The organism is Paracoccus alcaliphilus (genome assembly GCF_028553725.1).
In the GTDB taxonomy this organism is placed as follows: domain Bacteria; phylum Pseudomonadota; class Alphaproteobacteria; order Rhodobacterales; family Rhodobacteraceae; genus Paracoccus; species Paracoccus alcaliphilus.
In genome coordinates this window covers 1,833,506-1,848,714 of sequence record NZ_CP067124.1, presented here as the reverse complement: position 1 = coordinate 1,848,714, position 15,209 = coordinate 1,833,506, and the positions used below count along the sequence as shown (strand labels likewise).

Annotated in this window: 10 protein-coding genes and 2 pseudogenes; 9 read left to right on the top strand and 3 right to left on the bottom strand. The window is 62.0% G+C overall.

Features of this window, described 5'->3' with window-relative positions; all coding sequences use genetic code 11:
- Positions 1–137: 137 nt before the first annotated feature.
- The 3 genes and pseudogenes from JHW40_RS09440 to JHW40_RS09430 form a co-directional block, all read left to right on the top strand.
- Positions 138–707 (top strand): annotated as a pseudogene (locus JHW40_RS09440) (transposase); the annotation flags it as partial.
- Positions 689–1,396 (top strand): annotated as a pseudogene (locus JHW40_RS09435) (helix-turn-helix domain-containing protein); the annotation flags it as partial. The pseudogenes JHW40_RS09440 and JHW40_RS09435, both read left to right, overlap by 19 nt.
- 44 nt (positions 1,397–1,440) lie before the next feature.
- On the top strand, positions 1,441–1,698 hold the full coding sequence (locus JHW40_RS09430; protein ID WP_244519201.1) for an IS1096 element passenger TnpR family protein: 258 nt from the start codon (positions 1,441–1,443) through the stop codon (positions 1,696–1,698).
- 173 nt (positions 1,699–1,871) lie between these two features.
- Here the strand turns inward: JHW40_RS09430 and JHW40_RS09425 are convergent, their stop codons facing one another.
- Positions 1,872–5,726 (bottom strand): Ig-like domain-containing protein, encoded by a 3,855-nt coding sequence (locus tag JHW40_RS09425; protein WP_170851821.1) that lies wholly within the window; start codon positions 5,724–5,726, stop codon positions 1,872–1,874.
- Between the two features lie 677 nt (positions 5,727–6,403).
- Positions 6,404–7,501 (bottom strand): redox-regulated ATPase YchF, encoded by a 1,098-nt coding sequence (gene ychF, locus JHW40_RS09420; protein WP_090612620.1) that lies wholly within the window; start codon positions 7,499–7,501, stop codon positions 6,404–6,406.
- Positions 7,502–7,633: 132 nt separating this feature from the next.
- Here ychF and trpA point away from each other — a divergent pair, with 132 nt between their 5' ends.
- From trpA to JHW40_RS09395, 5 genes are all read left to right on the top strand, one after another.
- Positions 7,634–8,449, top strand: coding sequence for a tryptophan synthase subunit alpha (gene trpA, locus JHW40_RS09415; protein WP_090612617.1), 816 nt, complete (start codon positions 7,634–7,636; stop codon positions 8,447–8,449).
- 12 nt (positions 8,450–8,461) lie between these two features.
- Entirely contained in the window at positions 8,462–8,953 is a 492-nt protein-coding gene (locus JHW40_RS09410; protein ID WP_090612616.1) for a GNAT family N-acetyltransferase, read from the top strand.
- A 63-nt stretch (positions 8,954–9,016) separates the two neighbouring features.
- Positions 9,017–9,742 carry a molecular chaperone DjiA gene (locus tag JHW40_RS09405; protein WP_090612717.1) on the top strand — a complete coding sequence of 242 codons (726 nt, stop codon included), beginning with the start codon at positions 9,017–9,019 and terminating at the stop codon, positions 9,740–9,742.
- 28 nt (positions 9,743–9,770) lie between these two features.
- Positions 9,771–10,223, top strand: a complete 453-nt coding sequence (locus JHW40_RS09400) for a hypothetical protein (RefSeq protein ID WP_139208160.1) — start codon at positions 9,771–9,773, stop codon at positions 10,221–10,223.
- Between the two features lie 75 nt (positions 10,224–10,298).
- The gene (locus tag JHW40_RS09395; protein ID WP_090612613.1) at positions 10,299–10,799 is read left to right on the top strand and encodes a hypothetical protein; all 501 of its coding nucleotides are present in this window, start codon (positions 10,299–10,301) and stop codon (positions 10,797–10,799) included.
- A 12-nt stretch (positions 10,800–10,811) separates the two neighbouring features.
- Here the strand turns inward: JHW40_RS09395 and JHW40_RS09390 are convergent, their stop codons facing one another.
- Positions 10,812–13,106, bottom strand: coding sequence for a glycosyl hydrolase family 28-related protein (locus JHW40_RS09390; protein ID WP_090612610.1), 2,295 nt, complete (start codon positions 13,104–13,106; stop codon positions 10,812–10,814).
- Between the two features lie 274 nt (positions 13,107–13,380).
- Between JHW40_RS09390 and guaA the strand changes: the two genes are divergently transcribed.
- On the top strand, positions 13,381–14,940 hold the full coding sequence (gene guaA, locus JHW40_RS09385; protein ID WP_090612606.1) for a glutamine-hydrolyzing GMP synthase: 1,560 nt from the start codon (positions 13,381–13,383) through the stop codon (positions 14,938–14,940).
- Positions 14,941–15,209: the final 269 nt, after the last annotated feature.

The following is a 15,209-nucleotide window of genomic DNA, read 5'->3' as shown; positions in this document are numbered from 1 at the left end:
CGTCCTGTCCCAGTTAGAGGGCCGATCGATACGACGACCTGTCTGCGATTGTCCTGCCCCCCGGAAGTTCCTTCGCCGTGATGTAGAGTCTGCCCAATCTGAAGGAGCAGACGAGATGAGGAAGAGCCGTTCTACCGATGAAGAGGGGACCGTGGCCCCAGTGGGGCCGCGTATGGCCCGATCAACAGATTATCGGGATGATCAGGGAGCAGGAGGCTGGTTTGCCCACGTCCGAGCTTTGCCGGAAGCATGGGCTGAGTCCTGCTACGTTTTACAAGCTGAAGGCCAAGTATGGCGGGGTGGAGCTGTCCGACGCCAAGCGGCTGAAGCAGCTTGAGGACAAGAATGCGAAGCTCAAGCGCCTGCTGGCCGGTGCCATGCTTGACAACGTGGTGCTGAAGGATTTGCCGGGAAAGCCCTGACGACGCTGGTGCAACGGCGGGACGCGGTGCTGCGGGCGATGAGGGACGGAGCCCGGGAACGCCACGGGTTCGAGAGACCGGGCGACGGCGATCTCTCAACGTCGCGCCTGCGTTCTGATCGGTGGCGATCCGAAGACGGCGCGGCGCAGGCGGCCGCCCGAGACCCCGGAGATCCGTGAGGAGATGCACAAGATCGCCGAGCAGCGTCGCCGTTTCGGCTATCGGCGCGTGGGCATCATGCTGGAGCGCAAAGGCATGATCATGAACGAGAAGAAGCTCTCGCGCAGAGCCTGTATTATACTTGGTCGAAAGAGTTCATGGAGTGAGGCGTGGGCCGCCACCGGTTGGAGGCGACGCCGAACGGCAAGCGCCGCCTGGCTGGTGATACGGCACGGGCTGCGACTACCGACGAGGTACAGGATCTACGCCGTGAAGCTCGGAACCTGAAGGAATGCGTTGCCGATCTGACGCTGGAAAACCGCCTGCGTAAAAAGCATGATCACGGATGGGGGCGACGGGGAATGAGGTATCCTGCATCCGATAAGCTCGAGATCATCCGGATCGTCGAACAGTCGCATCTGGCCGTCAAGCGAACGCTGGACCAGCTTGGTATCGCCCGTCGGACGTTCTACCGCTGGTATGATCGTTACCGGGAAGGCGGGCCGGAAGCGCTGAAAGATGGACCATGGGCGCCGAGCCGGGTGTGGAACCGCATCGGTGACACCATCCTTGACCAGATCGTCGAGATGGCGTTGGAGGCGACCGACCTCAGCCCGCGCGAACTGGCCGTACGCTTTATCGACGAGAAGCGATACTTCGTGTCGGAAGCCACGGTTTGCCGATTGCTCAAGGCCCATGACCTGATCACCAGTCTGGCCTACACGGTGATCAAAACGGCCGATCAGTTCCACACCAGGACCGCGCGCCCGAACGAGATGTGGCAGACCGACTTCACCTATTTCAAGATCATCGGCTGAGGCTGGATGTACCTCGAGAAGGTCAACGAGGCCGTCCCGGTGTGACCTATCCGCGGCTTCTGAAGGCCAGCGGAGCCTGCCCGCCCGAGGACGTCGACGGTGCCCGCGGCTACGAGGAGTTCCTCGAAGCCCTCGCAGATCCGAACCACGAGCAGCACGAGGACATGGTCCGCTGGTCAGGGAGTGCCTTCGAGCCCGAAGATGCCCAGATCGAGCAGATCGTCGAACGCTTTGACCAGTTCACGAAGAAATGGGCTCCGCGGCCCGGCAAGCCCAAAGCACCCAAGGCTACTCCCTGAGCATGGCCACCCGTCCGCAGCCTGCGGCGGATGGTTACCATGAAACATCGGCCTACTCACATGTTATTACTGAAAGTAAACTCCTGACTCGTGTTGAACAGCGACAAAGTGGCTCACGTCTCGATGAAATATGATGCCACAACGCCAGCAGCCTGCCAAAGCACGCTGTCGGATCAGAAGTCGAAACTGTCCGTCATCATCATCTCGGTCACAACGATGTCGGCGCGCGCTTGCGTGAAGTTTCCTTCCTCATCGGCAGCCCAGTAATAGAAGCTGTCATTACCACTGAAGCCGGTATTCGGACGATAAAGGACCGTGCCATCATCTTGCAGGAACACATCGCCATTGCGCGGATCTGTCAGGCCATCGACATAAACCCTGCCGCCATCCGGATCCCGATCGTTGGCGACCAGATCAAGGCGTACGGACTGGTTCATCTGTGTGGTCGCACGATCATTATTCGCAATCGGGGCCGGACCGCCCAGAGTGACGGTGCCATGATCGGTATAACCGGAGAGCTGTGAAGCGTTGAAATCAAGCTCGAAAACCAGCGTGTGCTTGCTCAATTGCCCTGTCGCGCGATCTGCGATGTAATCGGCGACCAGCAGAACCGGCGTGCCATCCGCCAGCCGGTGGTAGCCTTGACTGCTGAGCAGCGCATCCTTGTCCCAAGTCCAGAGGCCTTGCTGCTCCATGTCGAAGATGCGGTCGATTGCGCCGATCGAATCGTATTTCGTCCCGTCGAAGAACATATTATCCCATTGTCCGATCGTCCGATCACCGGTGAAGTCAAAGCGCAGGCGGTCACTGACCAGTTGGGAAGAATCCAGCATCCGCAGTTGACCGCCCACGGACTCTGCCGCGACTGCGCCACGGATGTTGCTATGTTCGGAATCGATGGCGATATTGCGAAAATCCTGCGGCCTGACGCCATCGGTGCTATCATTGTGTTGCAGATCATAGGCGTTCTGGAAGCCCCTGATGGTTGCACCGTTGACGACCATGTCGAAGGTGTTTGTACCGAACACCACCCCTGCCCCGGTCGCGCCGCTGAACCCGCCATTTTCAGCCCGCTGACCAACAAGATCGACGTTCAGGAAGGTGTAATGCGACGTATAGCTGGCATTGATTCCTTCGCGCGTTTCCCAGTTCAGGAAACCGTCGAATACGCTGCGCACGTCATGGCCCTGATCGGGATTGGCCTTGACCACGATGATCCCGGTATTGGTACCAAAGGCCTCGTTGTCATAAAAGCCCTGGATCGGTGTCTGATCCACGCGTGACCGGGTCTGCCCGTAACCTAGTTCGGGATGATGCGACGTGGCAAAATCCACCGCATCACGATCTCCGCGATGCAGCCAGACATAGCCATTGGTGGTGTTTGCGGCAACGTTCTCGGCCGCTTCGACCAGACGACCGGCAAAGAAATAACCGTCTCCGGTACGACCATTGTCGCCACGCTCGACATCCGATTGCCATTTAACCGTCCAGTCACCGTATCCGACGCCGTCCGAATTGATGGCGATGTTGCGGTACCAGATGCCGGTCTCATTGCCGTCTTCGGCAACGAAAGCCGCGCCGAACACGTCGAAGGCCACGTTATTGGTGAAATTGGCGTTGCTGGAATGGTGGACATAGCCCCAGCCGGGCGAGCCATCGACGACGTTGCCGACCGCCATCGCCGGGTTCTCCAGATCGGTGACCCCGGTTTCGTGGAAGTGGAACGGATAACGGGTCTGGATATTGGCATCGGTGGCAACCGCGCCGGGTCCACCCAGATCGTTGATGTCGAAGGCGGGGCGCGATTTGTCGGTGCGGCCCAGATCGTTGAATCCGGCATAGCGCACATCGATATCGTCGCTGTGCATGAACATCACATGGCCGCGCTGATGCACCGGCAGATCGTCACCCCCTTCGCTGGAGAAGGTGACGTTGCGGGTCATGTTGGCGACATAGGCCTTGAGATCGTCGCGCGGCGTATCGTGGTCATATTGCAGCCGCTGATCCAGAACGATCTGATTGCCGTTGATCGAGCGGATGGTGACCTCTTCGTCCTGCGATTCCGACTTTTCGACGCGCCGGGTATCGTTGTTCCAATCCCAGCCCTGCTGATGGGTGCCGGTCAGCACTAGCTTGTCACCGACCTTCCAGCCATCCGGCACCTCGGACAATGTGAGGCGGTTGTCGCCCGCCATGGCATCAACTTCGACCTTCACATGCGACGACTTCTCTTCGCCATGGATGGTGACCGAACCATGCGACAGCAGCCCCCGCGACAGAAGCGACGGGTCCCAGCCGGTATCGATATTGCCGTTATCGGCGAAGACGATGTCGATATTCACATTCGAGCGGACGGGGTTGTCCTCGGTCCCCATGATCAGATGACCCGAGGGCGAGACCACCATCGTATCGACCAGCATCCGGCTGTCGTGATCGGTGGCAAAATCCAGCACACCATCGACCCGCACCGTGAACAGCGAGGCATTGTTGACCGCGCCATAAGTCACCGCGATCCCTTCGGGGATCAGCACCTTGGCATCGGCGCCCGGCACCTGCCCATTCTGCCAGATGGACGGATCGTTCCAGTCGCCATGCGCGATGGCGATATGGGTCGCCTCGGCCCGCGGTACGAGTTGCAGCGACCCGTCATGGTCCGGCGAGGCCGCCGGATGGTGCGCCGTGTGTTCGGGCGCGTTGATGATCTCACGCAGGAACGCCTGAATTTGCGCGGATGTCTGGGGCGGAGTGATCAGATCATGGCCGCCGCCGTGGTTGCCGTGACCTCCGCCGGTGCCGCCAGTGTTGCCACCGCCGGAATTGCCACCGCCAGTATTACCACCGGTGCCGCCATCGTGGTCGGTATGTCCACCGCCGGAATTGCCACCATTCGCGCCAACCTCGACCGTGACCCTGCCGCGATCCGTGCCGCCATTCCCGTCCGAGATGACATAGTTGAAGGTCGCGGTGCCCGCCTCTCCGCCGGTAAAGTGGATCATGCCGTCGGACATGCTGGCCGTTCCGCCCGACACGTTGCCGATGCGGATGACGGACAGGCTGTCGCCGTCCGCATCGCGGTCATTGGCCAGCAGATCGGCGGGATTGATATGCAGCATCTGGCCGGGTGCGACCGAGAAGCCGCTGTCATTGACCGCAACCGGCGCGCGGTTGGCGACGGGTTGCTGCTGCGCCTCGACAGTCATTTCCACGCTGGCGGTGGATTTTCCGCCACGCCCGTCGCTGATGACATAGGTAAAGCTGTCGCTGCCGCTGAAATCCGCATTCGGGCGATAGGTGACGGTGCCGTTCGGATTCAGGGTCACCTGCCCGTTCGACGGCTGCTCCAACGAGACGATGCTCAGATCGTCGCCATCGGCATCGCGGTCATTGGCCAGCAGGTTCATCCGGACCGCGCCGTCCTCTTCGACAGTAAAGCGATCATCGCGGGCCACGGGCGCGGAATTGCTGTCGGTCCAGCCGCCCGCGACCTCATGGCGCAACCTGCCGGGCTCTGATCCCAGAACCTTCATCTGCCCGCCATCATGGCTGTGGCGGACCTGCAATTGCGCCGCGCCGACACCCTGGAAATAGTCGATGCCGATATCATACCAGCCGGCCTTTTTGATGGTGATGCTGCCATCGGTCCGCGCCTGCCCATAGTTCGCGCCATCGCCATATTGCGCCACCACGTCTTTGCCGATGGTCAGGCGGAAGCCGTCATCGGTCAGATTGCGGAAACGATGGGTTCCGGCCTCCAGATAGATCTCGCCATCCAGACGCATGCCAAACATCTCGCCCCGCTTGGCCAGCGCCGGGCGGTCGAAATCCGCATCATTGCCCAGAAAATCCGCGATCCGCCCGGATGCGGCATTGTAGTTCAGACGCTCGGCGGTGAAGTTGGCCACCCCTTCCCCGTCCTGCCGCGACAAATATGCCAGCGGATCCTTCATATATGATCCGGTAAAGATCCTGCCCGACAATCCTTCGGCATGGCTGGCAGAGGTGAACCGCGCGGCATATTTCGACGACATTTCCATATCCAGACGACCTTGTTTCTTACCCGGCTGTCAGACACAGGAATGCGGCGTCCGGGCACGACGTACCCAAGCGCATTCTGGCAGGCCCGAACAACCTGTGGATGAAATCCCGAAATATAACATACTTCAGGGTTGAGATGATTCTAGAGGAAGCGGGTAAATATTTGCAACTCAGGCAGGTGGATATTTGCGGGGATCGGCGGATAACTGACCAAGGCTTGCAAACCCCATCCTAATCATCCGTTATGACTGTATTATGTCTTCATTTTCAGAACGATAGTGCCCGGACCATAGCAACCTCGATGCGAACGGAAATGGTCAGTGTTCAGGGGTAAATCACTAAAAATGAACCGATTATTTCGCAAATGCAGCATGATTGACCCGGCACCTCGGCACGACAACTCGCCGCGATGGATGAGCAAGCCCTCGCTGATCGGTTTTCCGCTTATGCGGGCTTCAGCAAACCAAAGCCTGACTAAAAGTAAATAAGCTCAATTGGTCTGCATTGATTTGAATAATATGTCTGCAATGATGAATATACTGATCCCGGCATAAGCGCAGATAAGGGAATCGCCCTGAAAGGGTTTCCCGGTGACCGAAGATTCTGGCGCTGCATGAAAAAAGGGCAGAGGCCGCGCCCCTGCCCTTGTCCGATGACCCCAGCCTGCCGCTCAGGCGTTGAACAGGAAATGCAGAACGTCGCCGTCCTTGACCTCATAGGTCTTGCCTTCGACGCGCAGTTTGCCTGCCTCGCGGGCGCCCGCCTCGCCATTGCCGGTGATATAGTCGTCATAGCCGATGGTTTCGGCGCGGATGAAGCCCTTTTCGAAATCGCCGTGGATCTCGCCCGCCGCCTGAGGCGCAAGGGTGCCCTTGCGGATCGTCCAGGCGCGGGCCTCCTTGGGGCCGATGGTGAAATAGGTCTGAAGGCCCAGCAGGTCGTAGCCCGCGCGGATCAGGCGATCCAGACCAGCCTCGTCCAGACCCATCTCGGACAGGAACATCTGCGCCTCGTCGGCGTCCAGCTGGCTGATCTCTTCCTCGATCCGGGCCGAGATCACCACATGGCCCGCACCCTGTGCCTCGGCCATCGCGGCAACTTTCGCCGACCAGTCATTGCCTGTCGCGGCCTCGTCCTCGGCCACGTTGCAGACATAAAGCACGGGCTTGGCGGTCAGCAGTTGCAGCATCGCCCAGGGCTTGCGGTCGTCCTCGGCCACCTCGACGGTGCGGGCGGGCTGCCCGGCCTCCAGCACGGCCAGCGCCTGTTTCAGCAGACGCTCCTGCGCCACGGCCTCCTTGTCGCCGCCCTTCAGCTTGCGGGCAAGGTTGGCAAGGCGGCGTTCGATCGATTCCATGTCGGCGATCATCAACTCGGTCTCGATCACCTCGGCATCCGCGATGGGATCGACCCGGCCCTCGACATGGGTCACGTCGCCATCCTCGAAACAGCGCAGCACATGGGCGATGGCGTCAACCTCGCGGATATTGGCCAGAAACTGGTTGCCCAGCCCCTCGCCCTTGCTGGCGCCCTTCACCAGCCCGGCGATATCGACAAAGGTGATCCGGGTCGGGATGATCTGCCTGCTGCCCGCGATCGCCGCCAGCTTTTCCAGACGCGGATCGGGCACGGCGACCTCGCCCACATTCGGCTCGATGGTGCAGAAGGGGAAATTCGCGGCCTGCGCGGCGGCGGTTTTCGTCAGCGCATTGAACAGCGTGGATTTGCCGACATTCGGCAGTCCCACAATCCCCATCCGAAAACCCATGCCATGCCCCTTTGCTGAATTTCGCGGTTACTTAGGACGACAGCCGCGCCAAGTCCAGTCGGCGCATTGCGTATGGCCGTCATGCAAGCTAGTGCTTGGGCGCAAGACTGTGGGCGGCAAGGCGGGGCTGACATGACCAGAATCGACGATACTTTCGCGCGGCTGGGGGCCGAGGGCAAGAAGGCCTTCGTCACCTATATCATGGCGTCCGATCCCGACGAGGCCACCACGCTGGAACTGATGCGTGGCCTGCCCGAAGCGGGTGTGGACATCATCGAACTGGGCATGCCCTTCACCGACCCGATGGCAGACGGCCCGACCATTCAGCTGGCGGGTCAGCGGGCGCTGGCGGCAGGCGGCGGCGTCACCCGCACGCTGTCCATCCTGCGCGAATTCCGCAAGACCGACAATGAAACCCCGGTGGTGCTGATGGGCTATTACAACCCGATCTATGCCCGCGCGGGCGGGGTCGAACAATTCCTGACCGATGCCAAAGAGGCTGGCGTGGACGGTCTGATCGTCGTCGATCTGCCGCCCGAAGAGGATGACGAGCTGTGCATCCCCGCCGCCCGTGCCGGTCTGAACTTCATCCGGCTGGCGACGCCCACGACCGACGACCGACGCCTGCCCGCCGTGGTCAAGAACACCTCGGGCTTTGTCTATTACGTCAGCGTCACCGGCATCACCGGCGGACCCGCCGCCAATGCCGCCGAGGTCGGACCCGAAGTTGCCCGCATCCGCGCCGCCGCCAATCTGCCGGTGGTGGTGGGCTTTGGCATCTCATCGGCCGAAGCGGCGGAAAGCATCGCCACGGTGGCGGATGGCTGCGTCGTCGGTTCGGCCATCGTCAAGCTGATGGGCGAAGGCCGCCCGGTGCCCGAGATCCTCGAATTCGTGCGCGATCTGGCAGCCGGTGCGCATCGCGGCCAGTCCACCGCGCACGCCTGAGGGACCGGCAGGGTGATCCGGCTGCGCGATGCCCGCCCCGGGGATGCCGCCGGGATCGGCGCGATCTGGAACCCGATCATCCGCGACACTGCCGTCACCTTCTGGCCGACCGAACGCAGCGAAGCCGAGATCGCGCAGATCATCGCCGAGCGCGTCGCAAGCCATGCCTTCATCCTGGCCGAGGACGGCACGCGCATCACCGGCTTTGCGACCTACAAGCAGTTCCGCGACGGCGCCGGTTACAGCCGCAGCATGGAGCACACCGTCTATATCGCGCCCGAGGCGCAGGGCAGCGGCACCGGCCGCGCCTTGCTGACCGCTGTCGAGGATCACGCCCGCCGGGCCGGCCACCGGCTGATGATCGGCGCGATCACCGGATCGAATGCGGGCTCGCTGCGGTTTCATGCGCGGATGGGCTATGCCGATTGGGGACGAATCCCGGCGGCGGGCTGGAAGTTCGGACAGTTTCACGATCTGGTGTTGATGGGCAAGGATCTGGCCTGATCGCCCTGCGCGCGATTGTCGCGCCCCTATCGCCGGGCCGCGAAGCCGGTTAATCTGAACGACATGGACCAGACCGTATCACGCCCCTGCTGCCCCGAATTGCCGAAGCCGCGCAGTTTCTGGCAACGCATGGCCGACCGTCTGGCGGCATTCATGCGCAACGCCCGCATGGTGACGCCGCCCGAACGCTCGGTCGCGTTCACCATCGCGGTGATCGCGCTGGGGGCCAAGCTGGCCAAGGCCGATGGCGCCGTCGCCCGGTCCGAGGTGACCGCCTTCCGCCGCGTCTTCATCATCCCCCGGTCCGAGGAAAAGAACGCCGCGCGGGTCTTTGATCTGGCGCGGCAGGATGTGGCGGGTTTCGACGCATGGGCGCGGCGTATCGCGGCGATGTTTCCACCGGGCGATCCGGTGCTGACCGATGTGTTGGAGGGGCTGTGCATCATCGCCGTGGCTGATGGTGCGATGCATGAAAAGGAAATCGCCTTCATCGACGAGGTCGGCGCGATCTTCGGCATGACTCCGGTCCGCATCGCCGCGATTCGCGCCCGCCACGATCCCAAGGCCGGTTGCCCCCCCTGCGACGTTCTGGGCATCACGGTGGAAACACCGCTGCCCGAAGCCCGCCGTCGCTGGCGCGAGTTGATCCGCGAGGCCCATCCCGACCGCGCCATCGCCCGTGGTCTGCCGCCCGAGGCCGTGCGTCTGGCCGAGGCCCGCACCCGCCGCCTGAACGAGGCATGGGAGAAATTCCGCGCCATGCATGCCGGAACCGCCGCGCAGGCCTGATCCGCAGAACACCGGACTTGCGCAAGCGATGACACGGGTTCATCCTGACCCGATGAAGATGGCGTCTTACATCCCCGCCGTTGGGCTTGCCGCGCTGCTGGCGCTGGCGCCGCTGCCGGTTGCGGCGCAGGACCAGCCCGAGAACGGGCCATCGCTGATCGAACGGGGCCTGATGATGCTGATGGACAATGTGTTCAGCGCCATCGGTCCCGAACTGGATCAGGTGGGTGAAGGCATGTCGGGCATCGTCTCGCGGCTGGGTCCGGCGCTTCAGGATCTGGCGGTGCTGGTCGATGACATCGCCAATTATCAGACGCCCGAGCGGCTGGAGAATGGCGATATCCTGATCCGCCGCAGCCCGGACGCACCGCCTCCGCCCCCGATCGGAGAGAATCTGCGCGATCTGGCGCGCCCTCAGCCCGAGGACGACGCAAGGCCCGACCCGCCGACCGATCCGACCCTGCCAGAGATCGAACTCTAGCCCGACCGGGCCGGCCCAAAACGGGGCCCAGAACGGGGATTGTCATTGCCGCGACCGCAAGGCAGCATCCCGGCCATGACCGAACAAAGCAGATCCCCCGACCCGGTTCGCGACAGCGACGAGATGGCCCGCCAGACAGCGCGGGCGATGCTGCTGGCCATGCGCCACGCCACGCTGGCCGTGAATGACCCGCAGACCGGCCATCCGCATATGGCGCGGATCGCCTGCCAGATCGATGCGCAGGGGCTGCCGGTGGCGTTGATGTCGGACATTTCCGCCCACAGCCGCGCCCTGGATGCCGATCCGCGCGCGGCGCTGTTTGTCGAATTGACGCAGCCAAAGGGCGATCCGATGAACTGGGGCCGAATGTCGATCCGGCTGCGCGCCAGCCGTCTGGAGGATGATCCGCGACGGCAACGCGACTGGCTGACGAACGACCCCAAGGCCAAGGTCTATGCCGCACTGCCCGATTTCCGCTTCTGGCGGTTGCAGCCCGAGGCGGGCTTCCTCAATGCGGGCTTCGGCGCCGCCTTCCGGCTGACGCCTGCCGATCTGCTGGTGCCGCCGCGGTCGTAACCGGCGGGCAGCCTATTGCGGGCGGTCCATCCGGGCATAGATCGCGATCCGGCCCCGCACCGGCGTGCTCCAGTTCAGGCGCAACTGGCGGTTGGAACTGCCGATCTGCGTCTGCACCCAGGGCATTTCGCTGACCCTTGCGCCGGATGCGGTGGTCAGGGCGGTTTCGGCCACCACCGATTGCACCGCGCGGGCCCAGCCCCGGAAGGGCAAGCCTTGCACCACCGGCAGCGTCCAGCTGTCCGAAGCCGTCGATTGCGTATGCTGCAACATCAGCGGATTGGCGACATAGGTGTTGATGCCGTTGAACATGTTCCCCTCGAACTGGATGTTCCGCATATTGCTGTAATCCAGATCGGCAATCGAAGTATCCACCCGGTCGATCCGGTCCACATTGCCATAAAGCGCCTTGAAGACGTTGCCCGCCACCGTCAGCCCGTGAATGAAATGGCCCGAACCATGGGGCTTGACCGTCAGCCATGTGAACCAGTTGACGGTATTGCTGCACAGGAAGGTGTTGCCGGTGATGGTCAGCCCGCCAAAGCTGAACTCGTCGCCGCTGAAATCCGGTCGCGCGCTGTGCTCATTCGTCCATTCGATCGAGGAGTTGTCGATATAGTTGCCGGTGATCGTGGTCTGCACATTGGTCAGCGTCAGCACCAGCCCGGCATAGCGCAACCCCTGCCCCGAGCCATCGCCCTGAAACCAGTGATTGCCGGTGATGATATGGCCGCCGCCATGCGCCACCATGAAATGGGCAAAGCGCACGAATCGATTGTTGCGCATCTTCACGTCATTGGCGTTGACATTGATGGCGATGCTGGTGCGTTGCTGGGCGGGCAGGTCCATATCGTTCGACAGGAACTGACAGCGGTCAACCAGCAGATCCTGACATCCGCGCCCGATCGAGGTGATGGCGCGATCCTTTGGCCGGGTGAAATAGCAGTCGCGGATGGCGATCATCTCGCCCTGAGGGGGCAGCATGATGGTGCTGGCGATACCGTTGCAGTTGAAGTCGATATCGACGAAGTTCAGCCGCGAAACCTGCCCCACACCCGAGAAATCGAACATATAACGATACCGATCAAAAGTGTAATTGCGCGTACCCGCCCCGCCATAAAGCGGCTGCGACAGCGTCAGACGGCCCTGCGCGACATTTTTGGCCCGCACATAGACCTCGCGCCCGACGCCATTGCCGCTGACGCGGCTGCCGACCTCGATCGCGCCGATATTGGCGACGTTGGACAGCACCAGCGGCTGATTGGGGTTGTAGGTGGCGCTGCTGGTCCTGCGTCCGCTGTCCCATGCCGGACCCTCGACCGCCATGATGCTGCCGTTCATGATGACGCGGCGGTTGGAAAAGCCGGTCAGGTTGGGCGCCAGCGCGGCGATGTCCAGAGGCTCGGTCAGATCGACGCGCCGCCCGCACAGGTCCAGCGACACATGGTCGGTATAGCCGAACAGCGCCTGAAGCGCCTTTTTCAGCCCCAGCGTCTCGTCACCGAAAGCTGCGGCATAGGTCGGGAAATCGAAGCTTTGCATGAAGGATACCCGCGTCGCCGTCGGCGTGCGGATGGTGCCCTTGAAGCGGATCGGCGCCTCGATACCGATATCACCGCTGATGAAGAAGGTGCCTTCGGGCACGACGATGCCACCGCCATTGGCAGCCTGATCGGCGGCGATGAAAGCCGCGCGGTCATTGGTGACGCCGTCGCCCACCGCGCCGAAATCGCGTACATCGACCCAGTCGATCAGCGCGGGCACGAAGGCCGAGGAGACATCCTCGATACGGATCGATTCGATGCGGATGGCGCCGCCATTGGCACCGACCAGATCCAGCCCGAAATGGCCATAGACCGGGCGCGTGCCCCAGACCATGTCCACGCCCTGACGCGCACCGACCGAGACGATGGCGCTGATCTCGATAATCTGGCCATAGCTGTCCATTGCGACGGTGGCGCCGGTCGTGACAAGGCCCGGAACCTCGTTGCGCTGCCCGTCGCCCGCCCAACCGGCGATGCGTGCGCTGCAAAACGCCCCGGCGACGCATTTGAGCCCGGCCGAGATGCGCAGATAGATGCCGGGCCAGATCGGGGTTTCGCCCATGAAACGCAGGCGCGTGGTGCTTTGCTGCTTGACGATTTCGAGGCAGGATCCGAAATCCTGATCGCCCGGCACAATCCCGGCATTGGCGGCGCCCGCCCAGGTCGGACTGCCCGAGGTGCCATTGCCGCTGGACCAGGCATTCAGCCCGGCGTGAAAGGCGGGCGGCATCAGCAACAGGCCACTGGTGATCGCTATGTTCATTCCCTGTCTCCCCGGAACTGTGGCGGGCCGGAGGATGGCCCGCGGTCATGGGAAAAGAGATAGGTTCCGAAAGGTTAACAGGGGGTGAATCGGGCGGGCGTTGCGGATGAGGCAACGGAGCACTGGTGGGACGCGCGGCAAGGGGGCTGTCCGCCCCCACGCGCTGGCGCGCGTTCCCCCGAGGATATTTGCACACCAAAGATATGCGGGGCCGGTTTCGGAGGGGGTGCGGCGAGGTCTTGCACCCTGCCCGATCCATGCGTAAAGCGCATTCATGACCCAGCATCAGCGCCTTCTCATCATCGATTTCGGCTCTCAGGTGACTCAGTTGATCGCGCGGCGGCTGCGCGAGCTGAATGTCTATTGCGAGATCCATCCCTATAACCTGCTGACCGAGGCGAAACTGCGCGAATTGCAGCCTCGGGCCGTGATCCTGTCGGGCGGGCCCGACAGCGTGACGCGCGAGGGCAGTCCGCGTGTGCCGCAGGCGCTGTTCAACATGGGGGTGCCGGTGTTCGGCATCTGCTATGGTCAGCAGGTGATGATGGTGCAGTTGGGCGGGCAGGTCGAGGCGGGGCATCACGCCGAATATGGGCGTGCCTTCATCACGCCCGCGGCCGGACACAAGGGCGACGGCATCTTTGCCGGGCTGTTCGATCAGGGGCGCGAAGAGGTCTGGATGAGCCATGGCGACCGCGTGACCGCGCTGGCGCCGGGATTTCAGGTGATCGGCACCTCGCAGGGGGCGCCCTTTGCGATGGTGGCGGATGAGGCGCGGCATTTCTATGCCGTCCAGTTCCATCCCGAGGTGCATCATACGCCCAATGGCCGGATCATGCTGGAGAATTTCCTGCGGCTGGCCGGATTCGAGGGCGACTGGACCATGGCGGGTTATCGCGACGAGGCGATCCGCAAGATCCGCGAGCAGGTCGGCGACCGCAAGGTGATCTGCGGGCTGTCTGGCGGGGTCGATTCCTCGGTTGCGGCGGTGCTGATCCATGAGGCAATCGGGGATCAACTGACCTGCGTCTTTGTGGATCATGGCTTGCTGCGGATGAATGAAGCCGAAGAGGTCGTCGCGATGTTCCGCGACAATTACAATATCCCGTTGATCCATGCCGATGAATCGGCGCTGTTTCTGGGCGAGCTGGAGGGGGTTTCCGACCCCGAGGTCAAGCGCAAGACCATCGGTCGGTTGTTCATCGACGTATTCCAGAAATATGCCAATCAGATCGACGGGGCGGAATTTCTGGCGCAGGGCACGCTTTACCCGGATGTGATCGAAAGCGTCAGCTTCAGCGGCGGGCCCTCGGTCACGATCAAGTCACACCACAATGTCGGCGGCTTGCCCGAAAAGATGGGCCTGAAACTGGTCGAGCCCCTGCGCGAACTGTTCAAGGACGAGGTGCGCGCGCTGGGTCGCGAACTGGGCCTGCCGCAAAGTTTCATCGGCCGCCACCCCTTCCCCGGCCCCGGTCTGGCCATCCGCTGCCCCGGCGAGATCACCCGCGAGAAGCTGGAGATCCTGCGCAAGGCCGATGCCGTCTATATCGATCAGATCCGCAGGCACGGGCTTTATGACGAAATCTGGCAGGCCTTCGTGGCCATTCTGCCGGTACGGACCGTCGGCGTGATGGGCGACGGGCGGACCTATGATTATGCCTGTGCGCTGCGTGCGGTGACCTCGGTCGATGGGATGACGGCGGATTACTATCCGTTCAGCCACGAGTTTCTGGGCGAAACTGCCACCCGGATCATCAATGAGGTCAAGGGGATAAACCGGATCACCTATGATGTGACTTCAAAGCCGCCGGGAACCATCGAGTGGGAATGATTCCGCGTCTGGCACAGCCAGGCACCTGATGGCATGAAATGCCGCTAAGCCCGCGTAATTGCGGGCTTTTTTTTGTTTGTGTTTGGCACGATCTGGCAACGGGAGGAAGCGCCAAGCACCGTTTGAGCATGGCATTAAAGCTGGTATTATGGTTTGGCGATGCCATGATTGATGCCGATACCATGCTGCGTTCTTTTGTGTGTTCATGGTATTAATATTCTATAAGTTACTGTTTCGTAAGAAAAAATACGATAAATTCGAGATTTTTT

What these genes read in the sequence shown, in the direction of transcription:
- JHW40_RS09425 (WP_170851821.1), bottom strand. Translation starts at nt 5,726, where the DNA reads ATGTCGTCGAAATATGCCGCGCGGTTCACCTCTGCCAGCCATGCCGAA.
- ychF (WP_090612620.1), bottom strand. Translation starts at nt 7,501, where the DNA reads ATGGGTTTTCGGATGGGGATTGTGGGACTGCCGAATGTCGGCAAATCC.
- trpA (WP_090612617.1), top strand. Translation starts at nt 7,634, where the DNA reads ATGACCAGAATCGACGATACTTTCGCGCGGCTGGGGGCCGAGGGCAAG.
- JHW40_RS09405 (WP_090612717.1), top strand. Translation starts at nt 9,017, where the DNA reads ATGGACCAGACCGTATCACGCCCCTGCTGCCCCGAATTGCCGAAGCCG.
- JHW40_RS09400 (WP_139208160.1), top strand. Translation starts at nt 9,771, where the DNA reads ATGACACGGGTTCATCCTGACCCGATGAAGATGGCGTCTTACATCCCC.
- JHW40_RS09395 (WP_090612613.1), top strand. Translation starts at nt 10,299, where the DNA reads ATGACCGAACAAAGCAGATCCCCCGACCCGGTTCGCGACAGCGACGAG.
- JHW40_RS09390 (WP_090612610.1), bottom strand. Translation starts at nt 13,106, where the DNA reads ATGAACATAGCGATCACCAGTGGCCTGTTGCTGATGCCGCCCGCCTTT.
- guaA (WP_090612606.1), top strand. Translation starts at nt 13,381, where the DNA reads ATGACCCAGCATCAGCGCCTTCTCATCATCGATTTCGGCTCTCAGGTG.